This window comes from Bartonella sp. MF74HXZ, assembly GCF_042194445.1.
GTDB lineage: Bacteria > Pseudomonadota > Alphaproteobacteria > Rhizobiales > Rhizobiaceae > Bartonella > Bartonella grahamii.
The window spans coordinates 125,872-151,860 of sequence record NZ_JBHIMW010000001.1 but is presented as its reverse complement, the minus strand read 5'-3'; the positions used below and the strand labels follow the sequence as shown (position 1 = coordinate 151,860).

The window sequence follows — 25,989 nt, the reverse complement described above, 5'->3', positions numbered from 1 at the left end:
GAGTGTTCCCTTACGAAGATCTATCAGATTGATTTTATCTCTGAGGATTTTCCAAATTTGCCGGACATATGTCCGGCTTTTTTTTTATTTTTGAAAGAGCTCCTAGAAATTGCAATATATGGGAGGATGATAAGGAAAAAATTTCGAAACTTGTGGATATCCAACAATTTTTTAAGAATACTAAAATTCAATAAGGAGTTTGAGAGAGATTTATTCTGTTGTAGCATAAAAGTCTGTCTTTTAGGGGCATGATATAAAATATTTAAAACTTTATACATTGAGGTGCTTTTTATTAGAGTGAGAGGTGAATATTTAAGGCAGGTCTTGTTCATAAAGCCTATGAAGTAAATCAAGTCGTTATTAGATAGAACTTAAAGGAAACTGGATTGTTTACATAACGACGGGAAGTGGCTTCTTCTTCATTTTAGGACGAAGAAGAAGCCGAGAAATAGAAAAGATTTGATTGTAAGGGCAATTGGGTTTAAAAGCGCTCGATCTTTTTTAGAGTTATAAATTGAATAGAGAAAGCAGAATAGTTTTTTTATCATCTCATGATAATAAACCGATTCATTTATTTGATCGCTAGATTTTTTTGATCTTTATCTACAGCCTCTATTGTTGTGTTTATTCATGGATATTTTTGCTGAATCGATTGATTCAGACCATGATACAGTTTCCGATATTTTCTCGGATATACTGACATTCGGCAAAAAAACGATCACAATAGATGATATTAAAAATTTTAAATTAAACTGTTGCAAAAGCGCTGTATACGTATACAAGCTTCTTCAAGTAATTCTTCTGATGTTGCATAAGAAATACGAAAAGCTGATCCAAGTCCAAAAGCAGATCCTTGGACGACAGCAACAGCTTCTGTTTCTAGAAGCGCTATGGCAAAGTCTTCATCATTCGTAATACATTGACCGTTGGGTGTTTTCTTTCCAATAAGTCCTGTGCAAGAAGGATAAACATAAAAAGCACCTTCGGGCGTTGGACAGTGAATGCCAGGAGCTTGGTTTAGCATGGAAACAACGAGATCACGGCGTGCTTGAAAAATACTTTTATTTTTAGCGATAAAGTCTTGTGGCCCATTGAGTGCTTCAACAGCAGCCCATTGTGAAATGACACTTGTTCCAGATGTTTGCTGACCTTGAATGGTATCCATAGCTTTAATTAATTCTTGTGGTCCCCCTGCATAGCCGATTCTCCATCCCGTCATCGCATATGCTTTGGAAACACCATTCATTGTGAGTGTACGCTCATAAAGCGCTGGTTCTACTTGAGCTGGAGTAACAAAGGTAAAACCCTCATATGTGAGATGTTCATATATATCATCGGAAAGAATATAAACATGAGGATATTTTACTAAAACATCTGTGAGTTTTTTCAATTCATTATGTGTATAAGCGGCACCTGATGGATTTGAAGGAGAGTTAAAGATGAACCATTTGGTTTTGGGGGTAATGGCAGCTTCTAGCTCTTGTGGTTGGAGTTTATAAGAAAATTCGGCTTTTGTTTCTAAAAAGACAGGCGTACCATCGTTGAGTGCAACCATTTCTGGATAACTTACCCAATAAGGAGATGGAATGATGACTTCATCCCCTTTATTCAAAGTTGCCATCAATGCATTAAAGAGAATTTGTTTTCCACCGGTACCAACAATAATTTGCTCTGGTTCATAATTGAGATTATTTTCCCTTTTAAACTTTGCAGAAATTGCTTGGCGCAATTCTGGAATTCCAGATATGGGAGGGTATTTTGTTTCTCCTCTTCGAATAGCTTCAATGGCCGCGTTTTTGATATTGTCTGGGGTATCAAAGTCTGGCTCTCCAGCGCTTAAAGCAATAACGTTGCGCCCTAATGTTTTTAAATGACGGGCTTTTTGGGAAGCAGCAATTGTTGCAGAAGGTTTGATACGAGACAGTTTGTCGGCAATAAAAGCCATAATTTTAAATCCTTATATTATATCAACAAATAGTTATTGCTTTAAGGATATTCTATAAGAGATTATATTGTATGCAATAAAAAACTTCCAAAATACTCTTACACGGGCTTTACATTCTTCTTTTTTGAGATTTTTACAAGATAATCTATTCTTAGATTTTATGAAAGTTTTAGAGGAAGTATAAGGGGGGGGTGATAAATTGTGCAAAGGAGATAAGCAGCTTTTTATTTTAACAAGGTAAAATGATGCTTTATACAAAATAAAAAAATCTTCGTCGTTTCAGACGAAGATTTTTAAATAAAATATTGCAGAATTTAAACCTTAAAGAGCTGCAAGGTTGCCAGCGGCAAATTTTCCTGAACGACGATCTTGAAGAACATCATAAGAAATTTTTTGCCCTTCATTAAGACTGTTTAGACCAGAACGCTCAACAGCAGAAATGTGCACAAATACATCTGCACTACCATCACTAGGCTGAATGAATCCGAAACCTTTTGTTGTATTAAACCACTTAACTGTTCCTGTAGACATAGGAAACTCCTTAGAATATATAATTATATTGAGTATTGAAGCTTTCATTCCTTCAATACGGTTGTAGATCGAAATTAGGTGGGAGAAGTTTCGTCAAAAGTGCAGATCGCACAGGAAAGAAAGTCACGTAACCGAAAATTCGATGAAACCTCTATAAAAGTCTTTAGAACAAAAAGCAAGTCTTAATCAATTTTTATATAAAAAAAATAAGAAAGCAGTGTACCTTTTGCTGAGTAGAAAAAATTCAACTGAAATAACTTTGTAGTGAACGTACTTCAAGGCGCCTTTTTTTGAGTGCTTTGATCGCTTCTACGACGGCTTCGGCCCCAGCTATTGTTGTATAATAGGGAACATTTTGCATGAGTGCTGCATAACGTAATGATTTTGAGTCTGAGATGGCACTGGCAGTGCTAGTTGTATTAAAAATCAATTGAATTTGGCGATTACGAATGGCATCTTCAATATGAGGATGCCCTTCTAGGACTTTGTTGATTTTTGTTGCTTCAACGTGGTGTTCGGTAAGAAATTTATGTGTTCCACTTGTGGCGACAACAGAAAAGCCAAGCTCAGCTAAACGTTTTACAGGATTTAAGATGCGTTTTTTATCTTCATCTCTTACAGAAACGAACAAAGTTCCCTCTTTAGGGAGTTTTACACCAGCTCCAAGTTGGGCTTTAGCAAAAGCAAGCGAAAATTCATAGTCAAGTCCCATAACTTCACCGGTTGAGCGCATTTCTGGACCAAGAAGTGTATCAACACCTGAAAAACGAGCAAAAGGAAACACTGCTTCCTTGACGGCAATATGTTGTTTTTTCTGCAAGGAAGGTAATCCACCATAAGCTTGAAGAGCATCATGAAGTGTTTCTCCTGCCATAATACGTGCAGCCATTTTAGCAATAGGGCGACCAATCGTTTTTGCAACAAATGGGACAGTACGTGAAGCACGGGGATTGACTTCTAAGACATAAATGGTGTCATCTTTTATAGCATATTGTACATTCATGAAGCCGCGAACATGAAGTGCTTGTGCTAATGCTTTGGTTTGGCGCTCTAATTCAGTAACTATTTTATTTGAGAGCGTACGGACTGGTAAAGAACATGCTGAATCACCAGAGTGGATACCAGCTTCTTCAATGTGTTCCATAATACCAACAATCAGTGTTTCGTTGCCATCACATAGACAATCAACGTCTACTTCAATTGCTTCTGTTAAATAGGTATCAAAGAGAAGCGGATTTTTACCAAGCAATATATTGATTTGTCCTGTTGTGTCGTTAGGATAACGGACTTTGATATCTTCTGAAATTAATTCTGGGACACTCTCAAGTAAATAATTTTGTAAGCTACGTTCATCACGGATAATTTGCATAGCACGTCCTCCTAAAACATAAGAGGGACGTACAACCAATGGGAAGCCTAGTTCGTGGGCAATGAGGCGTGCTTGTTCGATGGAGTGAGCAATACCATTTTGAGGTTGTGTTAAGTTAAGTTTAAATAACAGTTTTTGAAAGCGATCTCTATCTTCTGCTAAGTCGATAGCGTCAGGTGAAGTACCCAAGATGGGAATGTTGTGTTTTTCTAGAGCGCTTGCCAATTTCAAGGGTGTTTGTCCGCCAAATTGGACGATGACTCCAACCAAATCTCCTTTTTCCTGTTCTGCTTCTAAAATAGCGATAACATCTTCTGTTGTTAAAGATTCAAAGTAAAGGCGATCAGAGGTATCATAGTCGGTTGAAACTGTTTCAGGATTACAGTTAATCATAATCGCTTCAAAGCCTGCATCACGCAGTGCAAAAGCAGCGTGGCAGCAACAGTAATCAAATTCAATACCTTGTCCAATGCGGTTTGGTCCACCGCCTAAAATAGCAATTTTTTTGCGTTCAGAAATGTGTGCTTCCGAGTGCTCTATACCTGCAAAGGGAACTTCATATGTTGAATACATATAGGCTGTAGGAGAAGAAAATTCAGCGGCACAAGTGTCAATCCGTTTGAAGACGTGTCTAACATTCAGTGATTTGCGTAAAGCTGCGATATCATCGGGTTCTTTTCCAGTAAGGGAGGCTAATCGCGCATCTGAAAATCCCATAGCTTTTAACATACGTAAGTTATCTGCATCTTGGGGTAATCCATGAACGCGGATACGCTGCTCCATTTCAATGATGGAGGCTATTTGTTCTAAAAACCACGGATCAATTTTGCTAATTTGGTGAATCTCATCTATGGGTAAGCCTGTACGCATGGCTTGAGCAATATAGCGTAGACGATCAGGGCTTGGTATTGCAATGGCGGAGCGTATAGAACTTTTTTCATCACCTTCAGCATGCTCTGGAATAACAATTTCATCAAGACCCGTAAGTCCTGTTTCAAGTCCACGGAGTGCTTTTTGTAACGATTCTTGAAAAGTGCGTCCAATTGCCATGACTTCTCCTACAGATTTCATCGCAGTTGTGAGGACAGGTGATGAACCGGGAAATTTTTCGAAAGCAAAACGAGGAATTTTTGTCACAATATAGTCAATAGAAGGTTCAAATGATGCTGGTGTTGCACCACCCGTTATATCATTTTTTAATTCATCAAGAGTATAACCAACAGCCAGTTTAGCGGCTACTTTGGCAATGGGAAACCCCGTTGCTTTTGAGGCAAGCGCTGAAGAGCGAGAAACACGCGGATTCATTTCAATAACAATGAGGCGCCCATTTTCAGGATTGACAGCAAACTGTACATTGGATCCCCCCGTTTCAACACCAATTTCACGCAAAACAGCAATCGAAGCATTACGCATACATTGATATTCTTTATCTGTTAAGGTGAGAGCAGGCGCTACAGTGATCGAATCACCGGTATGAATCCCCATTGGATCAATGTTTTCAATAGAACAAACAATGATACAGTTGTCGTTCTTATCACGAACAACTTCCATCTCATATTCTTTCCACCCTAAAACACTTTCTTCAATTAAAACTTCTGTTGTAGGCGAAGCTTCAAGACCGCGTTCGATAATTTCATAAAACTCAGAACGATTGTAAGCGATTCCACCACCGGTTCCACCAAGGGTAAATGAAGGACGAATAATAGCTGGAAGTCCAACAACATCAAGAGCTTGAACTGCTTTTGCTGTTGCATGGGCGATATAATGTTGTTTGCGATCAGTTTCGGTATGTCGCCAGTTGCGCTCAAGTTCTTCGAGTGCTTTGTCAAGTGCAGCACCAGAAAGTTTTGCTTTAAGCTCAGCACGCGTTTTTGCGTGCTGTCGGCGATTTTCTTCTTTTAGTTCTGTTGCATTGGCTAACATAGAGCGTGGCGTTTCTAAACCGATTTTTGCCATCGCTTGGCGGAATAAAGCACGATCTTCAGCTTTATCAATAGCATCAGCATTGGCCCCTATCATTTCAACATGATAGCGGTCTAAAATACCCATACGCTTTAATGATAAAGCAGTGTTGAGGGCTGTTTGTCCTCCCATAGTGGGCAAAAGGGCATCGGGACGTTCGTGGGCAATAATTTTGGCAACTATTTCAGGAGTAATGGGCTCTATATACGTTGCATCAGCTAGATCTGGATCTGTCATAATCGTGGCAGGATTAGAATTTACCAAAATAATTCGATAACCTTCTTCTTTTAATGCTTTACAGGCTTGTGTGCCTGAATAATCAAATTCACATGCCTGACCAATGATAATAGGTCCTGCTCCGATGATAAGAATAGATTTTATATCTGTGCGTTTGGGCATGGCTTTTTCCTATGACAAATATCTGTGCGCGATTGTTGCGGGTAAAATATTTCAGTTCTGAGGCTACAGTCATTTTATAAGTTAAGTGACAAAGAAAGTAAGCACTAAAATACCTTTTCCATGCTTTTTTTCATAAAATTGAAGATAAATTTCTTTTTTGAGCTGAATCATCTCGTCAGTATATCAAAAGTATGATCTTTGATAAAAAATAATAATAGTGCTCCAACAAATTAGAATATTTAAGCATACTGTGGAGAATAAAAAGCCGGAACATCTTTCCAGTCCATTGCAGGCATATTTTGTGTTTTTATGACGTTGTTTTCCTAAAGAGGGTGCGCACTTTTTCTGTTGCTTGTAAAACATAAGCCATTATTTATGGTTCGATGGGATTTCGTAAAATGAAATGGGAAGTTTATCTTGTTGTTCCGTAAAGTACTACCGTTTAGAGCTGTGATATAAGGTATGAAAATTTACTACATTAAGGTGTTTTTTGTTAGAGTATATGATAGAATCCAGGGCGGGATTTGTTTTTAGAGAGCTTATGAAATAAACCATATGAAATGGTCTTAGTTGGAATCTGTTAGATAAAAAGCAAGATTGTTGATAGATCGGTTCTGGTCGAACTTTCCGTTTTAGGGTAGGAAGAAAGTCAATAGATGTATGTTTCCATTTCATAAAAGGGTGACAGTGTATTTTAATACAATGGCTAAGGAGATAATTTCAGAATGATTTTGTTTGCTGTTAAAAGATAGTGAATACTCTCTCTTTACTTTATGGATGATGTTCAAAAATATTTAAAAATATAAAGAAGGCTAAAATGCTGAACATTTCCCAAACGAGAATATTCTGTCTGAAAGATGTATCAATAGGAAAGCTTTTGGTGGCTAGGTCTCAAAAAGGGATTTGTTATATAGCGTTAGGAGATACTATAGAGCAATTATTACAGGAGTTTACGATACGATTTGGCAATACACAACAAGTTGTAGGTGACAATACATTTAAGAGAGAAGTTGCTCATATTATAGCCATGATAGAAACACCTAAGTTGGTCAAAAAATATAATTTTCCCTTAGATATAAATGGTACAGTTTTTCAACGACAAGTATGGGCAGTATTATGTGATATACCATGTGGTGAAACAATTTCATATGAAGTCTTAGCATGCCGTATTGGTATACCGAACGCTTTTCGTGCCGTTGCTAATGCGTGTGCACGTAACGAATTGGCTGTTATCATTCCTTGTCATCGTGTTGTGCGTAAAAATGGTTTTATTTCAGGGTATCGTTGGGGATCCAAACGGAAACAGATTTTGCTACAACGAGAACAAAATGGAGGAATTTAATTTTGTGTGATGGGCATTATAATCGTTACAGTTGTCCCTTTCATTTCTTTTGAGGTAATTTCAAGTTTTCCTTTGTGGAGTTCTAGCAAGGAGCGTGAAATGGCTAAGCCAAGACCTGAGCCCGTGTGAGATTTAGTAAGCTGATTTTCAACTTGTTCAAAAGGTTGCCCAAGTTTTTTAATTGCTGATTGGGGAATACCAACACCTGTATCTGTAATTTTAAAAATAAGGTTGTTTTTTTTCTTGAAAGCACAGACATCAATATTTCCGCCAGAAGGCGTAAATTTAACGGCATTAGAGATGAGATTAAGGAAAATCTGTTTCATTGCACGACCATCAACTTCAGCATGAAGTTCTGGCGTAATGTTTGTTGTAACAACAATATTTTTTTCTTGAGCTTGAGGCGTTAGTGTCCGTACAGCTTCACTAATGATGGGCTCAAGATCGGTATTTTTACAATCAAGCGAAAATCTTCCAGCTTCAATTTTTGACATATCAAGGATGTCATTGATAAGGGTTAGAAGATGGGTTCCCGAATTGTAAATATCATGCATATATTCCTTATAGCGTTGTGAGCCAAGAGGTCCAAAAGTCGATTGCAACATGATATCTGAAAAGCCTAGAATAGCGTTAAGAGGCGTGCGCAATTCATGGGACATATTAGCCAAAAACTCTGATTTAGCTTTGTTAGCACTTTCAGCACGCTCTTTTTCTGCCTTGAGACTTTTATTAAGTTTTTCAACTTCTGAGGCACGTTGTTGAGCACTTCCTCGAGCACGTTTGAGTTCTTGAATAAAAGAAAAAAGACGCCTTTCACTGTCTTCAAATTTTTCCTGTTGTTGTTTAAGCTCAGAAATGTCAGTACCAATACAAACCAATCCTCCGTCTTGGGTTCGCCGTTCGTTAATTTTGAGCCAACAACCATCTGCCGTTTGGCGAATACTGGTTAAGTTACCAGTACCATCATCTTTAAGGGGATATTCACTGATAGCAGGGCGTGCCATGGCTTCGACGGTTGCACGTTGGATACCGGATTGTAGAATTTGTTTAGGAATAGCAGCATATTCGCAAAATTTGCTGTTGGACATGACTAAACGTCCTTCTGAATCCCACAAGACGAAAGATTCTGAAATGTTTTCAATTGCATCACGGATACGAAGGTCGGCTTGCGCTGTTTGTTCAGCCAATTGTTGCTGTTCACTAATATCGAAGGAAATACCAACCAAATGGGGTTCTTCTTCTTCAGTAACTTCAGCACGAATGCGCATCCAGACATAATGGCCATCGGCATGGCGCATGGGAACGTTAATATCGATATGCTTTTTTTTACCGCTCATTAATTCCTGAGCAAGATCAAAAAAATTCGCATCATTTGGATTGATAATGGCGCTAATTTGGGAAATTGAGAGCAATGCATCTTGAGGGACATAGCCCAGCATTTCGTACATTGCTCGTGACCAGTAGACGCGTCCACTTGCCATATTCCAATCCCATAGTCCACAGCGTCCACGCATCATTGCCATATCAATACGGTTTTGAATTTTTTCTGAGACAAGATCCGTTTTGCGTGCTCGTACAATTTGGTTGTAATAAGCATAAAGAAGAGCGAGGATAACGCCACTAGTTCCAATGAACAGGGTTATATTTAACGAGAGAATTTTCCGCCATTCCATGGCGCTATCTTGCATTTTTTCGCTAATGAATACGCCATATTGCCCATTTTCTGTTTGCTGAAATGAAGCAAGAGCAGGGGCATCTTTTCCTATTGTGATTTTCATAATTCCAACGTGCTGTCCAAGAGATTGTAAAGCAATGCTGTCAGAGATAAAATCTTGCAAAGGTTTTCCTAAAGAAATCTCTGAACTGGATGAAGCTAAGACATTTCCTTTTTGATCAATAATGGCGATCAGAGTGCTAGGATTAATAAGATCTTGATTACGAAAAGTGGTGAGGATATTTTGCAAATGACTATGAGAAAGGGCAGAGACTTTTCCTTTCTGAGAAACAGCCAGTAAGTCATGATTAATTGTATTGGTAATATGAGAAGCTAAGAGAGTGATGGTAGAACGCGTGTTCTTATCAATCGTGTTACGCCAATCATAGAGTGATATAAAACGAATTGATGCAAGTACAATAAGAAATGCTAAAATAACAAACGGAAGTGAGCGACGCAACCAAGGTTCAATAAAGAGAAGCTTTTGATAGGCGGAGCCAGAAAGCAGATGAATACGTTTTTTCTGCGCTTTATGACTTGGAGCGCTCGATTTTGAATCAGCATACACCTCCGTTGGCGCATGATATGCGTCCAATTTAGCCATTTCCAGTTCCTTTAATTATGGAATAATGTGATTTAAAAACTGCTTCGATATTCATAGTAACCCCATCGAGTGCAATGAATCAAAACAGGAGTCTTCTGTCCAGTCTTTTTTTTAAAAAAAATAATTTTACTTCTATGAACGTGGAATATGAAAAGGAAAAGGCACTTTAAACATGATCTATAAACAGGCTTAGATTGCCTGTTTATAGATTTAATGATGATCGAATAGTCTGTAGAATTTATTTAAAAAATATTATAGAATATTGATTTAAAATAATTTTTTGTTTCAAGTGAGCAGACGGTTGATGATATCAGCGACATCGCTTGATAACTTTGGCGCAGCAGCAATCATTTTTAATTCAGTTTCAAGTTTTTGTTGTCGAATGGGTTCTAATTGTCGCCAAGAGCGCATCGTTGTTAATAACCATGAAGCGAGCTGTGGATTTGTTTTGTCAATTTCCAAAATAATTTGGCAAAGAAAATGATAAGATGCTCCATCCATTCTGTTAAAGCCCGTGAGATTGTTAGAGGCAAAGACACCGATTAGGGAACGCACACGATTGGGATTATCTTTTGAAAAGAGCGGGTGTTGCATGAGCTTTTGAACATTCTCGAGCGTTGATGCCCCTGCAACCATTGCTTGAATGGAGAACCATTTATCCATGACCAAAGGATCATGGTGATAGCGGTTTTCAAAATCATTTAAGGCATTTTGCGCCTGCTCACTTTCATTAAAACGCTTCACGAGAACAGCGATACTAGCCATACGGTCAGTCATATTATCAGCTGTTGCATATTGTGTGGCAGCACGATTTGGATTGGCCTCAGTAATGGAAAGATAATCCAGTATTATATTCTTTAATGCTCGCTTTCCAGCTTGTACAGTGTTTGATGAATAGGGCTCTTTGGTTTGCATTTGCACATAAAATTTTGTGAAGAGCCCTTGATGTGTATGCGCGAGCGAAGCTAAAAACTGATTGCGCACATGATGAATACGCTCTGGATCAACATTTTTACTAAGTGTATGGGCAAGTTCAACTTCGCTCGGTAAACTTAAACAAAATGCACGAAACTCAGGTTCAAGACTTTCATCTGTAATGATAGCTTCAATCAATTTTATCAAAGCAGAGGGCATACCCTCTTTTACTTTTGTTTCATCTTGAATGCTTTGAATCAAAGCTTGCGTCATTAAATGATTAAGAGATTGCCAGCGATTGATGTGATTGTCATCATGTTGTGCAAGAAAAATAAGTTCGCTTTCATTGAATGGAGTTTGTAGATTGATTGGCGCAGAGAAGTCTCTAAGTAGTGATAAAACAGGTTTTTCACGCAGACCCTTTAATGTAAACGTTTGGTTTTCCTTGGATAAAAGCATAACGTTTGATTGAATATCTGTATCCGCTTCATAGGTGAGGTTTTCTCCATTAGGTCCTAACAAGCCAAATAATATAGGGATAAGCATGGGCTTTTTTGTATTTTGTTGTGGGGTTGCCGGAATATGTTGTTTTGCATGAATTGTTAAAACACCATCGTTATAATGACTATCGATTTCTACATTTGGTGTTCCAGCTTGTTCATACCACAACATGAATTGGGAAAAGTCTTGACCAGATACTTCAGCAAAACAGGCGATAAAATCTTCAATTGTACAAGCTTGTCCATCATGACGTTGAAAATAAAGATCAGTACCTTTACGAAATAGAGAGGGTTCTAAAATAGTCCGTATCATGCGAACAACCTCAGCACCTTTTTCATAAACAGTTGTGGTGTAAAAATTGTTAATTTGGCTATATTGACGAGGACGTACAGGATGAGCGAGGGGACCAGCGTCTTCGGCAAATTGAGTAGCTTTTAATGTTTTTATATTTTCAATTCGCTGTAGGCTGCGTACATTTTGATCTGATGAAAACTCCTGATCACGATAAACAGTGAATCCTTCTTTTAAACAGAGTTGAAACCAATCGCGACAGGTAATACGATTACCACTCCAATTATGGAAATATTCATGTGCAATGACACGTTCAACATTTCTATAATCCTGATCGGTTGCTGTTTCAGGATCTGCGAGAACATATTTATCATTAAAAATGTTAAGTCCCTTGTTTTCCATTGCTCCCATGTTAAAATCGGAGACAGCAACAATATTAAAAACATCAAGATCATATTCGCGCCCAAAACATTGTTCATCCCAACGCATGGAACGTTTAAGAGCATCCATTGCATAGGTTGCGCGTTTGGTTTTTCCTTTTTCCACATAGATACCAAGCTCGATACGTCGTCCAGATACAGTTGTAAAATGGTCTTCTAACTTATCAAGATCTCCACCTACTAAAGCAAAGAGATAAGATGGTTTGGGATAAGGATCTTCCCAAATGGCAAAATGGCGATTATTCTCTAAAGTTCCTCTTTCCACCAGATTACCATTTGAAAGCAAGATTGGGATTGTTTGGGAATCTGCTTCAATTTTCACTCTATAGGTAGAAAGAACATCTGGGCGGTCGTAAAAATAAGTAATACGACGAAAACCTTCCGATTCGCATTGTGTACAATAAACACCATTTGAAAGATAAAGTCCCATAAGTTGGCGGTTGCTTTCAGGATTTAGTTCCGTAACCAATTTCAATGTAAAAGGAGCCGCTGGTGGGTTTGTAATTTCTAAACGTGAAGGCGTCACTTTATAAGTGTTTGGGGCTAACATCTCATCATTGATAGAAACGGAAATTAAAGTAAGATCATCACCAGAAAGAACAAGAGGTGTTAATTCTTTTGTATTGTGACGGGATTCAATAGACAATATGGCTGTAACATAGGTTTTTGTTGGTGCCAATTGGAAGGAAAGTTGTGTTTTAGGGATAGCGTAAGGGGTTGGCTGATAGTCTTCCAAACGATAAATAGATGTTGTTGGCTGTTCCATAGTTTTTCCCATTCGTATTTTAAGAGTTAAAGAAGGTGTTTAATTTTAGAGTCAAAGAAGATTACAGAATTACAAAAGGCTATCGAGGCGATTTTTTACTTCTAAGAAGTCTATCCATGTAAGTTTTTTTTGACTAGGGGTTCGGAGAAGGTAGGCAGGGTGGAAAGTTGGCATAACAGGTATTTTAATATTATCCTCACTTTCATAAATATGCCATTTCCCTCGTGTTCGGATAATCCCATTTTGAGATCCCGTAAGAAGCTGTGCAGCAATGCCTCCCAGTGCTATAAGCACACGAGGACGCGCTAAATAAATGTGCCGTTCAATAAAAGGGCGGCACAAGGCAACTTCTCTTGGTGTTGGTGTACGATTTCCTGGTGGACGCCAAGGAATAGTGTTGGCAATGTAAACATTATTTCTTGTTAAGCCAATTGATGCGAGGATTTTATTAAGCAACATCCCTGCTTTTCCCACAAAAGGAATTCCTTGTATATCCTCTTCTCGTCCTGGTGCTTCGCCTATAAGCATCAGGGGGCTTCCTGCTGTTCCATCTGAAAAGCAGGTATTTTTTGCTGTCAATTTTAGTGAACAGCCATTAAATGCAAGGAGCGCAGATTTTAATTCATCAAGTGTTTTTGCATTGTTTGCACTCTCTATAGCTGTGGGTTCATTTTGTATAGCCCCGCTAGAGTTATGCAGCGGACGATGATCTGATTTTACGGTGGGAGATGTTTTGGGAGATGTTTGTTGATTATGAGAAATGTTCACGACAGATATTAATTTGCTCTCTGAACAAGCAGACTGCTTAAAACGATTAATAGGGAAATCTGTCAGAACAGCATCCGCACCACTTTCTTTATAAAAGTTTAAGAGTTCTTCATAGGAAATTGAGCACGGCGTTTGATTTAACATTTTATTTTTTCTAATGATCTAGCAACTATAGATCAAACAAAATTATCCTTCAAGTTTTATAAATGTATTCGCTAGCCATTAATGTACAAGAACGCTGATAGGATTCTCTCTTTTCACAAAAAAGGCAAATCGTAAAATGCGAGTGTTCGCGATTATATACATCTTTAAATGTACAATTTGTTTAAATTACGCTATTTTAAATTTTTAAACAGACTAAGCTCTTTATAATAAAAGAATTCTCTACTGAATGCAAGTGGCATGATAACATTTTTGATCATTATATTCTATATTTAATAATTAATGAAAGTGATTTTTATAGTATTTTATTTGTAAAATTAAGTATAAATTTTTTATTATTATATTTTTATCTTTTTTTTAATAATTTTTATTAAAAATATTAAATATATTAATGAGATATATAAATATTACTTTTATATGAGAAAATATTAGATATATGAGAAAATACTAAGACTTTACAAACTGTTTTTGCAATGGGTTAAAAGCAATGTGTAGATATATGCTTTTGCTTTTTTTACAGCTGAAATGAGAGGTTCATTTAATGCTAAATGCGCAGCAATAGCGCTTGAGAGAATGCAACCTGTTCCTCGCATTGTTCCTTTTAAACGTGGCGTAGAAATATTTATGACTTCAGTTTTGTCAATGAAGCTATCAATTGCAAGAGGACCCTCTGCATGTCCCCCTTTTATTAAAATAGATCGAGCTCCCAATGACAAAAGTTTTTTTGCTTGTTGTATCGTTTGCTTATCATGAGATGCCAATGGACTTTGGCTAAGAAGAGCAAGTTCTTCTCTATTTGGTGTTAAAAGATCAACATGAGGAAGCAGTTTATCGATCATGGTGTCGATGATTGTTTCCGTTGTTAGTTTTCCTCCTGATGAAGCGACAAGTACGGGGTCCAAAATAACTGGGATATGGGGATAGTCTTTGAGTACGTTACAGATTGCTTCTATAATTGCTTTTGTCCCCGTCATACCGATTTTTATTGCGCTTATAGGATTTGCTTCTAGGGCAGCACGCATTTGCGCAGCGACGAGGTCTTCACGCATTGGAATGATTTCAGCAACGCGATTATCATCTTGTACGTTAACACAAGTGATTGCTAAATTTGCTTTTATTTGAAAATATGCAGCGGTTTCTATATCACGAACAATACCGGCACCTCCTGTTGGATCCGTGCCCGCAACAATAAGAATGGAAGGTATCAACGCCATATTTGTGTCACTTTTATCCACTGTTGGACACGCTCTTCAGGTTTTTTATGGAGGATAATATCAGTCACAACAGCAGCACTATTTGCTCCCGCTTTTAAAACACCAACTGCGCGTTCTGGTGTTAAACCACCAATGCCCACCAAAGGTAAAGCACCAATCCGCTTTCTCCATTGTTTGATTTTTTCTAGTCCTTGCGGCATCCATTTCATTTTTTTTAAGATTGTCGGATAAATAGGACCAAGTGCAATATACTCAGGATTAACAGAGAGTGCGATATCCAATTCATGTTCATCATGTGTACTAAGACCAACTTTTATACCACTTTTACGAATTGCGTGAAGATCAGCATTGCTTAGATCTTCTTGTCCCAGATGAATAAAATTGCACTTTTCATCAATTGCTATTTCCCAATGATCATTAATAATTAATTGTGCTCCCAATTTATTGCATATGTTTTTTGCGCGCTTGATATGTTGACGGATTATTTGTTGATTTTCATGTTTCATACGCAATTGTACGAGCTTAATGCCAAGAGGGAGCAAACGTTCAATCCAATCAGCGTTATCAACGATGAGGTAAAATGGATCCAGTTTCATGAAAATACTGCTTTTCCAATGACTGGCGTTGAAGGGACTGCTACATTGCGTGCTTCGATCATGCCAGCTTTATATCCCATACGTCCTGCTTGAACAGCTTTAGAAAATGCTTCAGCCATTAAGACAGGATCACCTGCTTTAGCAACTGCGGTATTAAGCAGTACTGCATCATAACCGAGTTCCATCGCAATGGCGGCATGTGATGGGCGTCCAATGCCGGCATCAATAACAAGAGTAGCGTCAGGAAGGTAAGCACGGATAGAACGCAGTCCATCAGTATTATGAGGTCCTTTGGCAGAACCAATAGGAGCACACCAAGGCATAATAACACGGCAACCAATGTCGAAAAGTTTTTCAGCAACAATGAGATCATCCGTTGTGTAAGCAAAAATTTTGAAACCTTCATTGTTTAAAATTTGCGCTGCTTCGATTAAGGAAAAAATATTTGGCTGTAAGGTGTCTGGGTTTCCTATCACTTCGAGTTTAATCCAAGCTGTTTTAAAGAGATCTCTTGCTAATTGCGCTGTGGTTACGGCCTCTTTAACAGTATAACAACCAGCAGTATTAGGAAGCACTGTTACCCCAAGTTCTTGAAGAAATTGCCAAAATTGTCCACCTTGTTTTCCACCTGCCGTTTCACGGCGTAAGGAAACAGTCACAATTTCCGTATTCGATTTATAAATAGCATCACGAAGGATTGCTGGTGAAGGATATTGCGCTGTACCTAATAGAAGACGGGAAGAGAATTGTCGTCCATAAAGATTCAGCATAATTTTAGCCTCCTTGCATTGGGCTTAAAATTTCAATTTTATCTCCTTCATGCAAGACAAATTGGCTTCGTGCACCTATGGAAACAACTTCAGCGTTAACAGCGGTTGCAAGCCAATTTCCTTCATACCCCAATTCTTCAAGTAAGAGACCGAGAGTCATAACTTCTGTTTGGACTGTTTCACCATTAACAAATATTTGCATGCTTTATTCCAATGCCAATTTCATTGCTCGTTTCGCCATTTCTGGAGATAAAAGAAAACCATGTCTATAAAATCCATTAATAGAAATACAATTACCATCTTTATGCACAGAAGGGAAGTTATCAGGATAACATGGACGAACACCAACGCCAGATTCAATAATTTCTGCTTCAGCAAAAGCAGGATGTAAAGTATAAGCCGCGTTGAGCAGTTCCATCATTGATCTCACTGAGATTGCACCATCAAAGTCACTTTCAATCATTGTTGCGCCAATCATAAAAATATTATCTTGTCGAGGTACAATGTAGAGAGGAAACCGTGGATGAAGAAGACGAATTGGACGCGAAATTTTAACATCGGTGCAGCGCACGAGAAGCATTTCGCCGCGTACGCCCCGTATATTTTTATCTTTTCCTAAACGTGCTATTCCTGTCGCATCAATAACAATATCAAAATTTGTTTCAGCTGTCTCTACATCAACAAAACACGCTCCATTGTTGAGAAGTTTTTCTTTTAAAGCCATAAGTGCTTTGCGAGGATCAATATGGGCCTCATTTTCATAAAAGAGCGCACAGTTAAAACGTTCCGCAAGATCTGGTTCAAGATGAGCTATTTCTATATTATCTATGGTTTTGTGATTATGCGTGCGCCCAGAAAATCGTTCAAGCTCTCCTCTATCTCGTGTAGGTGCAACCACTAAAGTGCCTTTTTGTATGACAAGGTTGGGGAGTGTTTTACGCCACCACTGTATAGCTCGTATACCAAGATCTTCAACAATCTGTTCCGCATTTTCTCTCTCACAGTAAGGTGCGAGCATTCCTCCTGCATACCAACTAGCACTTCCTATAGGAGAATGAGGGGGAGCCGATATAGTAACAGAAACACCTTTTTGCTGTAACATAAAGGCAACCGTTAAGCCGCCTACACCCGCACCTTTGATAAGAATGTTCTTCAACTGTTTACTTTCTCTTTTTGAGGAGAAACGATTTCCATATAAAGATCACCATTTTTTTGATATTTCTCGGCCATGGCGATCATACCTTCCCCTTTTGTTTTTCTTATTGCTGCTGCCTCACGAATATCATGAGAAATACGCATAGAACAGAATTTTGGTCCACACATGGAACAAAAATGTACCAATTTATGGGCTTCTTTAGGCATTGTCTCATCATGAAAGGCACAAGCTGTTTCCGGATCAAGAGAAAGGTTGAATTGATCATGCCATCTAAAATCAAATCGTGCACGCGAAAGAGCATTATCGCGCAATTGTGCTCTAGGCAAACCTTTGGCAAGGTCAGCGGCATGAGCAGCAATTTTATAAGTGATCACACCAGTTTTTACGTCATTCCTATCGGGGAGTCCTAGGTGTTCTTTAGGTGTTACATAACACAACATAGCTGTTCCAAACCATCCAATCATAGCGGCACCAATTGCTGATGTAATATGATCATAACCAGGAGCAATGTCGGTTGTAAGAGGTCCCAAAGTATAAAAAGGCGCCTCATGACAGAGATCTAATTGTTGCTCCATATTTTCTTTAATTTTGTGCATTGGGACATGCCCAGGACCTTCAATCATAACCTGTACATCTTTTTCCCAAGCAATTTTTGTCAATTCTCCCAAAGTTTTAAGCTCTGCAAATTGGGCTTCATCATTGGCATCGGCAATAGAGCCAGGGCGCAATCCATCCCCCAAGGAAAGAGAGATGTCATACGTGCGTGCAATATCACAAATTTCATCAAAATGTTCATAAAGAAAACTTTCTTTGTGATGATGCAAGCACCATTTTGCCATAATAGAACCACCTCGTGAAACAATACCTGTTACCCGATCAACGGTTAAAGGGATAAAAGGTAGTCTTAATCCCGCATGAATGGTAAAATAATCAACACCTTGCTCTGCTTGCTCAATAAGGGTATCACGGAAAATATCCCATGTTAAGTTTTCAGCAATACCCTGTACTTTTTCAAGTGCTTGATAAAGTGGAACAGTCCCGATGGGAACAGGGGCATTTCGAATAATCCACTCACGAATATTATGAATATTTCGACCTGTTGAGAGATCCATAACTGTATCTGCTCCCCAGCGAATGGCCCAAACCATTTTATCAACTTCTTCTTCCATAGATGAAGTCACTGCTGAATTGCCAATATTGGCATTAATTTTAACACGAAAATTACGCCCAATAATCATGGGTTCGCACTCTGGATGATTAATGTTTTGTGGAATAATGGCGCGTCCACAAGCAATTTCATTGCGAACAAATTCGGCAGTATAAACTTCTGGTATTGATCCAGCAAATGTTTCATTTGATGGTACATTTTGCCGTTCTTTTACTGCTAATCCTTCATTTTCTCGTATAGCCACATATTCCATTTCTTCGGTAATAATGCCTGCGCGCGCGTAAGCCATTTGTGTAATTGCTTTGCCATTTTTTGCTCGTAAAATGGGACGTTTTTGTTTAAAGGTTGGTGTAAGGTTTTTATCAGAAGCCAATCCATTATCTTCAGGTTTCACTAATCGTGCAGGATAAGTTTCAGTATCATCCCGCTTAGAGAGCCAAGGCAAGCTAATCGCTGGCAAGCCTTTTGTAATATCAATGATCATATCTTTATCTGTGTAGGGGCCAGAAGTATCGTAAACGTTTAAAGGTTTCTCACCACTGCCATCAGTCAGTGAAATTTCACGCAATGGTACGCGCACATCAGAAAAGATAGGACTTTGTTGATAAATTTTGCGTGAAGCGGGAAAGGGATTACAACTGATTGATGGAGTATTTTTCTGCACAAACTTTTTCCTTATAGACACAGAGTTCAAAAACAGGTTGCTATGTTAATGGGGATGTATTCAAATTATCAATCACGAGCATTCGGATGAATAGAAATAGTATTGCTTTATAGCAAAGCAAACCCAATAAAGCTTAAGAAAATTTATTTAAAAAAATTGATACAATATCTATTCTAATATTTGCATGCCTCCTCCCACTTAAAGTATTTTTGTTAATACGAATATGGTTGGCTTAAATATCTATATTGTCAATCATAAAAATATATTTAAACGATTTTGGTGTGTTTTTTAAGAATGAAAATAGATATTATGAAGTGATAAACTATGATACTGAAGCTTTTATAAACAAGAATAAAGTTAAAAACGGATTATCAAGGAAAAATTAGATAGTTTATAGCTCTGATCGAGATTTTTTTCATATTAAAATAATAACTCAGAATACCATAAGATTCTTTCATCATACATCTTTTCATATAAAATTACTTCTTGCACGTCATCCGTGGGAGCATATGGGACAAAACATTTGAAGAAAGGAAGCCAAAAGTCATTCATGAAGATTCTCAGATGCGAGGACTATCGCAATGTGGGGACCTACAAAATGTATAATGGGTTCCAGCTTGTATCTTCAAAAGCTTAAAGATGATGATCTGTAATGGCTTACCATTGTATCATTGACGTGCGCTGTCGTAAAATGAACGGAGTATATTTTAAGCAATATTTCTTTAAAAAGTGCGTGATATGCAATACCATTATATTTTGTGTGGGGCATTCTATTTTTCATGAGGGGGTGTTCCCATTAAGAATGCAATAAACAAAAGCGTGAAACAATACCTAATCTTCATTATTAAAAATAAATTGCCTTGAATGTTTTAAAAATCGTCAAGCGGAATTAAAAAATGATGATGAAAATGAACAAAGGCTTTTCATCTTGAAATTTCATCAACACTTTTAAAGAGTTGGAAGAGAGAGGAAAGCAAAAGGATGTATCTCAGCATAAAGTACTACGTAAATTCATTAATTAGTTTGCAATAGAAATGCGCACAAAGCGCTGTGTTTTAGCTTAAGACGAGGCAAAAATTCATTTTCTGAGACATAAAACTCTTTGTTTTCAAGGTAAAGTTATTCAAGAGTCATGTGATATCGTGCAACAATATTACAGATAAGAAATCACTAATTATATACAAAAAGCTTTCTAATTATAATGAAGTGTTCTTATTATTATAAGACAACAAGAGAAAAATTGAGTAAATTTGCGTCAAAATTTTTTTAAACACTAAAATAGGTAATAAATAAAACAAACGCAAACAAAGAATTATTATGATAATGATTAACAAAGCCAAAAACTAATTTTGGAATAAGTAGGGAATTATGAGGAGGAGTAACCAAATTCCCACTAATATTGCTATTATTAGCAATGTTACAATTGGTAGCCATATAAAAGCTGCAGCTATACAGGAAAAGATGATTGGTATACTCCAGAGATAGACAAATGTGTTAACAAGAGACTCATAGGTAAATTCGTTAGTGAATTCTTTATCTACACTATTATAGCATTCTATAATCGCTTTGCATTGTCCCACTAATACCATAAAACTGGTTATGAACATTATGAAAGATATAAAAAACAGTTTATCTTTTAGATCTTGTTAAAAAAATCATTTTTAAGTAGTGCACTTATACTAAATAATGAGGTAAACGCCGGAAAGAATAGAGAAGAGCACCAATAATTGCAAGATGTTGTTGAGAATGATTTATTATTCTTGCAAAAAAAATATACATATAATAATATATATAGAGATATGCTAAGTGCGGGAGGGGAGAATTTGATTACAGGGCGTTTAAAAAACAAGCGTATTGTTCATAAAAATTGGGGGAGGGTGCTAGGTTATGTTTTTTAATATTTTCCGGATTGGATACAACCTTCAGATTTGGTGAGGGTGTGTGGTGTTTCTTTAGTATTTCAAAGTATTTCATTTCCAGTTCAATGAAAGCGTGAAGAAGTGTCCATATTGAATATATTTTCTATGGTGCATTTAGATTAGACAAAAGCTTGTTCAAAAAAACATTGGTGCTGACCTTGTAACACAATTTCAGGAATAAATTGAATAAAATAGAACAAAGCATCTGCATGTGAATAAAAACATAATGAAGCATGCAACGAAGTTGAAGCTAACTTTTAAAATTTTAATATAAGTGATAGCTAAAAGATAGAGTTTCTTTGTTTTAAAATATCGACGCGATAGATTTAAACTATTGAAAAAAATAAAAAAAGATAATGTTTAAATCAGAAACTTTCTATGTGGATGATAAGTTATTACATTCGATAATGGTTGTATGAAATCCATAATAAGGAAAATTTTGAACAGTATTTATAAATTTTGCAACAAGATGCAAGATTTAAAAAATAATTATATAACAACAGCAAAGCAACAAAACAAGATATTAAGTAACATCAGATGAGGTAGTTACATTACACATTAGAAGAGAAAACATTAATACTAATGTTATGAAAAGCATCTGGTGAATTTAGGTTATTAAATTGTAAGGAGTGAAGAGAGGTAAAATGCGTAAATACGGATGGTGCAGTAATTATGATGTACCAATCAACAGCGGCAGCACATTTTAGTGCACAGAACGAGAATTTGTTAAAAAAACTATGAAAACAATGGGGGATTTATAATGTCTAATATTTACGATTGGTCTCTAAAGGCTGATGAAAATGCTTATTCAGATAGTATCATTAATTGGGCAGAAGGTCAGCCGCCTAGTTCTGTTAATGATAGTGCACGGGCGATGATGCAGCGCGTGCGTGAATATCTTGCAGATAATGGTGGATCTATTAATTCAAGCTTTATAGTAAATGTGGAAGATAAAACAACATTAATTACCTTAAAGACAGTTTCGCCTATAAAGAAATACAACAATGATATCGTCATACGTTTTAAAGCTTGTGGTGTAAATATTGGCTCGACAAAAATAACTGTTAATAATATAGGAGAAAAGCTTATCTATAAAGCAACTGATGCGGGAGTTATACCATTAGAAGGTGGAGAATTTCAAACAGATGGCATTTATGAAATGGTATACAATAATGGTGTTTTAATAAAAGAGCATGAGGGGTGGTACTTATTAAATCCTACACCACCAAAGATAGAAAGTTTTCCCTCTGGATTTATTGCAACATTTGCTATGCAAAATGTGCCAAATGGTTGGCTTTTGTGTGATGGTAAGGCCTATAAGCGTGAAGATTATCCGCAGTTATTCAACGCAATAGGTGATAAATGGGGAAAAGACAGCAATAAAACTTTTAAAGTTCCTGATTTTAGAGGCATGTTTTTACGCGGCTTTGATAATGGTCGGGGTTTAGATAGTGGTAGAAAATTTGCAGATAAACAACAAGATAGCATAAAATCGCATACGCATATTGGGAGTATTGAAAATGCAGGCGAGCATACGCATAATTTTGAGTATCAAGGGGTAGGATGGCCAGTTGGTGATATTGGGAGACTACCAAATCATTATACCTATAATGCGACCCTGAAAGGGAGAACAGGTTCTGCTGGTGCACATACACACAAGGTAACTCTTTCCCATACGGGTGAGGCAGAAACGCGCCCTGTTAATGCAACCGTTGTCTATGCTATAAAATCATGAGTATGTTTGAGTAATAATAATCCATCCACCCTGATAATTTTGTTAACGCGGAGCAATTCCGCGTTATTTTCTAGCATATGAAGAGGAAATCTATACTGTTAATATGATACTTGAGAGAGTCAAAAAAACAATTTTTTAAAATGGCAGATGACAAAAAAAGCTCATATAAAAATAAAAAAATTCTTGAATATTTGCATGTTTTATTTTTCTATGGACTTTAGTTTTTAGATTGAAACCGATAGCTTAGAGATCTAATTTCATAGGAGGATGCCGTTTGAGGGAGTATAAATGGGATATCTTCTTTAGGTAATTCAGAAACGTTTAAAGAACAATGATAAACATCGCGGAGATTTTGTGTTGTCAAAACGTTAGTTGCATTTCCTTCGCAATAAATCTCTCCTTCCTTGAGCAAAATCATGTTATCTGCATAATGTGCTGCGAGATTGAGGTCATGAAGAACAGCAAGAACGCCGCCACCAGAATGGGCAAAATTTTTGGCAATATCCATAACGATGATTTGATGTTGAATATCGAGGCTAGCAATAGGTTCATCTAATATCATCCAGCGAGGAATTCCATTATGAACAGGTTTCCAGATTTGGCAAAGTACACGGGCAAGTTGTACTCTAGCTTGTTCTCCGCCTGATAATTGGTGATAATATAGGTTGCCATAATCAGCAAGGTCAACGCACTCTAAAGCTTTTTGGATAAGATTTTGCACTTCGGCTTTGGCAATGGTAAATTGGTTTACAGAAAGGCCAAGCCCTACAACTTCATGGACTAAGAATGGAAATACGAGCGTTGTTGATTGTGGTAGTACAGCGCGCATTTTGGCCATTTCATGAGTTTTTGTTTGGCATACATTATAACCATTTAAGGTTATTTTTCCACTGTAAGGAATTTCACCACTCAGAGCTTTGATAAAAGTACTTTTTCCTGATCCATTAGGACCAATAATAATGGTAAAAGCACCACTTTTAGCTTGAAGATTAATGTGTTTAAGAATTTGCTTCTTTCCGCGCTGAACACAAATATTTGTCGCTTCAATCATGAAAAGTCTGTTCCTCGTTTGCATATAAGGATCCATAGAAAGAAAGGTGCACCAAAAAGTGCTGTTACAATTCCAATTGGCAATTCTGCGGGGGCAACAATTAAGCGTGCAAACGTATCAGCAAAAATAAGTAATGCTGCTCCCAAGAGAGCAGAGCAAGGAATGAGATAGCGATGATCAGGACCAATGAGTTGACGTAAAATATGAGGAACAATAATACCAATAAAACCAATACCACCACTGACAGCAACAGCACTACCACACATAAGAGCAACAAGGGGAATAGCAATATTTTTAACGCGTTGAATATGGAAACCAATATGGCCAGCAACAGCTTCTCCAAGAGCAAGGGCATTAAGTGCTCGTGATAAAAAGGGAGAGAAAAGAAGACCAATAACGATGAAAGGGAGAACGAGCCATACTTTCAACCACGTAGCGCCCGCAAGAGAGCCAAGACTCCAAAAAGTGATATCACGGAGTTGTTGGTCATTTGCGATAAAAATCAATGTTCCAACAACTGCACTGCTTAATGCACCAAGAGCAATACCAGCAAGCAGCATGGTTGCAATAGAGGTAAAGCTATTATGCGTTGCTATTATGTAGAGAATAATCGTTGATAAAAGTCCACCAAAAAAAGCACCTATGATAACTTTGTAAGGCTCTAGAAAAGGTGCAAATGAAATAGGAAAAGCAATACCGACAACAATTGCTAAGACTGCTCCAAGTCCAGCACCTGCTGATACACCTATAATTCCAGGATCTGCAAGAGGATTACGGAAAAGCCCTTGCATAAGAACACCGGAGACAGCTAAAGCTGCTCCAATCAACAATCCAAAGATAACACGGGGAAGCCTTATGTCGATAAGCACGAGGTAATCACGCGTTTTACTACTTACTGAAAAATCTTGTGTAAGCATTACATGGAGGAGATCAACGAAAGAAACCTTTGCGGCACCATTCAAGAGCCCACCAAAAATACTAAAGATAAGGAATATTATTAAGCTTAATAATAAAATCTTTCCCTGCTTTGAACGGTTTATTTTTTTACCTTCTTTTGCTTCAGGCAAATGCATCATGGATGTACCGTCTACCATTTTTATCAGCTCTTACCGTTTTGATTTGCACCATAAAGTATCTCAATAAGCTCTCTTGATGCGTCTGCAGTGCGTGGACCAAATCCTAAAAAATACATAGCATCCATCTGTTTTATGGCATGATTTTTTGCTGCTGTTGTTGCTTGAACTGCCGGTATGGCTAAAATCTTATCAATGCTGGTTGATCTTGCACCATGTTTTACAAGTAAGATAACATCAGGATCTGATTTCAATAACGCTTCGCCGTTGAGAAGTTTATATCCTTTATAATCGGTGATAGCATTGATAGCACCTGAAAGTTTTATCATACTATCAGCTGCAGTACCTGTTCCAGATGCCATGACGCGTCCATTTTGCACAGAGAAAACAAAAAGAACACGCTTTGGTGTTGTTACTTTCGCCAAAAGCGCATCGTTTTCTAAAAAATTACGCTTCAATTTTTCAATTAACGCAGCCGCTTGCACTTCTCGATGAATAGCTTGGCCAACGAGGCGAATCTTTTCTATCACATTTTCACGGGAGTAGTCTTCTGGTATGATCACCAGAGGTATTGATGTTTTTTTGAGAATATCAATTGTTGAAGCGGGACCGCTTCCTTCAACAAGCAATATGCCCTCTGGGGCAAGTGATAAAACACCCTCAGGTGAAAGAGCACGCATATATCCAAGCACAGGAAGCTTGAGCGCTTCTTGTGGGTAGACGCTTGTACTATCACGGGCGACAAGTTGATCTTGGGCTCCCAATGCATAGACAATTTCTGTAAGTGCTCCGCCGATAGAAACAATACGAGCATTTTCAGGAAAACGGGTTGTGGGTTCAGCAATCACTTGTTTAGAAAAACAGGTAAGAGAGAGCAGTAAACATATAAGAAAAAGGTTTGATAACCTATGCAAAAGAGATATGAACATGTCTG

Annotated in this window: 18 protein-coding genes; 3 read left to right on the top strand and 15 right to left on the bottom strand. The window is 37.6% G+C overall.

Features of this window, described 5'->3' with window-relative positions:
* Positions 1–742: 742 nt before the first annotated feature.
* From ACFIJ8_RS00625 to carB, 3 genes are all read right to left on the bottom strand, one after another.
* Positions 743–1,945 (bottom strand): pyridoxal phosphate-dependent aminotransferase, encoded by a 1,203-nt coding sequence (locus ACFIJ8_RS00625; protein ID WP_012754907.1) that lies wholly within the window; start codon positions 1,943–1,945, stop codon positions 743–745.
* Positions 1,946–2,266: 321 nt separating this feature from the next.
* On the bottom strand, positions 2,267–2,476 hold the full coding sequence (locus tag ACFIJ8_RS00620; protein ID WP_012754908.1) for a cold-shock protein: 210 nt from the start codon (positions 2,474–2,476) through the stop codon (positions 2,267–2,269).
* Between the two features lie 244 nt (positions 2,477–2,720).
* Positions 2,721–6,206 carry a carbamoyl-phosphate synthase large subunit gene (carB, locus tag ACFIJ8_RS00615; protein WP_375638620.1) on the bottom strand — a complete coding sequence of 1,162 codons (3,486 nt, stop codon included), beginning with the start codon at positions 6,204–6,206 and terminating at the stop codon, positions 2,721–2,723.
* A gap of 817 nt (positions 6,207–7,023) precedes the next feature.
* On the opposite strand from carB, the gene ACFIJ8_RS00610 reads away from it, so the two are divergent.
* Positions 7,024–7,548 (top strand): methylated-DNA--[protein]-cysteine S-methyltransferase, encoded by a 525-nt coding sequence (locus tag ACFIJ8_RS00610; protein WP_375638618.1) that lies wholly within the window; start codon positions 7,024–7,026, stop codon positions 7,546–7,548.
* Here the strand turns inward: ACFIJ8_RS00610 and ACFIJ8_RS00605 are convergent.
* The 9 genes from ACFIJ8_RS00605 to thiC all read right to left on the bottom strand — a co-directional run bounded on the left by ACFIJ8_RS00605 (position 7,545) and on the right by thiC (position 19,277).
* Positions 7,545–9,866 carry an ATP-binding protein gene (locus ACFIJ8_RS00605; RefSeq protein ID WP_375628737.1) on the bottom strand — a complete coding sequence of 774 codons (2,322 nt, stop codon included), beginning with the start codon at positions 9,864–9,866 and terminating at the stop codon, positions 7,545–7,547. The two genes, ACFIJ8_RS00610 and ACFIJ8_RS00605, sit on opposite strands and share 4 nt — an antisense overlap.
* Positions 9,867–10,151: 285 nt before the next feature.
* Complete coding sequence (pepN, locus tag ACFIJ8_RS00600) at positions 10,152–12,779, bottom strand: aminopeptidase N (RefSeq protein WP_375638616.1); 2,628 nt, start codon at positions 12,777–12,779, stop codon at positions 10,152–10,154.
* Between the two features lie 69 nt (positions 12,780–12,848).
* Positions 12,849–13,691, bottom strand: a complete 843-nt coding sequence (locus tag ACFIJ8_RS00595) for a uracil-DNA glycosylase family protein (RefSeq protein ID WP_375638614.1) — start codon at positions 13,689–13,691, stop codon at positions 12,849–12,851.
* Between the two features lie 473 nt (positions 13,692–14,164).
* Positions 14,165–14,923, bottom strand: coding sequence for a hydroxymethylpyrimidine/phosphomethylpyrimidine kinase (locus ACFIJ8_RS00590; protein ID WP_375638778.1), 759 nt, complete (start codon positions 14,921–14,923; stop codon positions 14,165–14,167).
* Positions 14,914–15,519 (bottom strand): thiamine phosphate synthase, encoded by a 606-nt coding sequence (locus tag ACFIJ8_RS00585; protein ID WP_273788418.1) that lies wholly within the window; start codon positions 15,517–15,519, stop codon positions 14,914–14,916. Before ACFIJ8_RS00585 ends, ACFIJ8_RS00590 begins: the two co-directional genes overlap by 10 nt.
* On the bottom strand, positions 15,516–16,289 hold the full coding sequence (locus ACFIJ8_RS00580; protein ID WP_375638612.1) for a thiazole synthase: 774 nt from the start codon (positions 16,287–16,289) through the stop codon (positions 15,516–15,518). The genes ACFIJ8_RS00585 and ACFIJ8_RS00580 overlap by 4 nt, the downstream gene beginning before the upstream one ends.
* Before the next feature lie 4 nt (positions 16,290–16,293).
* The gene (thiS, locus tag ACFIJ8_RS00575) at positions 16,294–16,491 is read right to left on the bottom strand and encodes a sulfur carrier protein ThiS (RefSeq protein WP_375638610.1); all 198 of its coding nucleotides are present in this window, start codon (positions 16,489–16,491) and stop codon (positions 16,294–16,296) included.
* 3 nt (positions 16,492–16,494) lie between these two features.
* Positions 16,495–17,445, bottom strand: coding sequence for a glycine oxidase ThiO (gene thiO / locus ACFIJ8_RS00570; protein WP_375638608.1), 951 nt, complete (start codon positions 17,443–17,445; stop codon positions 16,495–16,497).
* Complete coding sequence (thiC, locus tag ACFIJ8_RS00565) at positions 17,442–19,277, bottom strand: phosphomethylpyrimidine synthase ThiC (protein ID WP_375638606.1); 1,836 nt, start codon at positions 19,275–19,277, stop codon at positions 17,442–17,444. Before thiC ends, thiO begins: the two co-directional genes overlap by 4 nt.
* Positions 19,278–21,004: 1,727 nt before the next feature.
* Between thiC and ACFIJ8_RS00560 the strand changes: the two genes are divergently transcribed.
* Both ACFIJ8_RS00560 and ACFIJ8_RS00555 read left to right on the top strand, forming a co-directional pair.
* The gene (locus tag ACFIJ8_RS00560) at positions 21,005–21,175 is read left to right on the top strand and encodes a hypothetical protein (protein WP_273788422.1); all 171 of its coding nucleotides are present in this window, start codon (positions 21,005–21,007) and stop codon (positions 21,173–21,175) included.
* Between the two features lie 781 nt (positions 21,176–21,956).
* Positions 21,957–22,931 (top strand): tail fiber protein, encoded by a 975-nt coding sequence (locus ACFIJ8_RS00555; protein ID WP_273788423.1) that lies wholly within the window; start codon positions 21,957–21,959, stop codon positions 22,929–22,931.
* A 217-nt stretch (positions 22,932–23,148) separates the two neighbouring features.
* Here the strand turns inward: ACFIJ8_RS00555 and ACFIJ8_RS00550 are convergent, their stop codons facing one another.
* Genes ACFIJ8_RS00550 through ACFIJ8_RS00540 form a run of 3 tightly spaced genes read right to left on the bottom strand, consistent with a single transcriptional unit; the run spans position 23,149 to position 25,984 of the window.
* Positions 23,149–23,982 carry a heme ABC transporter ATP-binding protein gene (locus tag ACFIJ8_RS00550; RefSeq protein WP_273788424.1) on the bottom strand — a complete coding sequence of 278 codons (834 nt, stop codon included), beginning with the start codon at positions 23,980–23,982 and terminating at the stop codon, positions 23,149–23,151.
* Positions 23,979–25,076, bottom strand: coding sequence for an iron ABC transporter permease (locus ACFIJ8_RS00545; protein ID WP_273788425.1), 1,098 nt, complete (start codon positions 25,074–25,076; stop codon positions 23,979–23,981). The genes ACFIJ8_RS00550 and ACFIJ8_RS00545 overlap by 4 nt, the downstream gene beginning before the upstream one ends.
* 5 nt (positions 25,077–25,081) lie before the next feature.
* A complete protein-coding gene (locus ACFIJ8_RS00540; RefSeq protein ID WP_273788426.1) occupies positions 25,082–25,984 on the bottom strand; it encodes a hemin ABC transporter substrate-binding protein in 903 nt (300 codons plus the stop codon).
* Between the last annotated feature and the right edge of the window lie 5 nt (positions 25,985–25,989).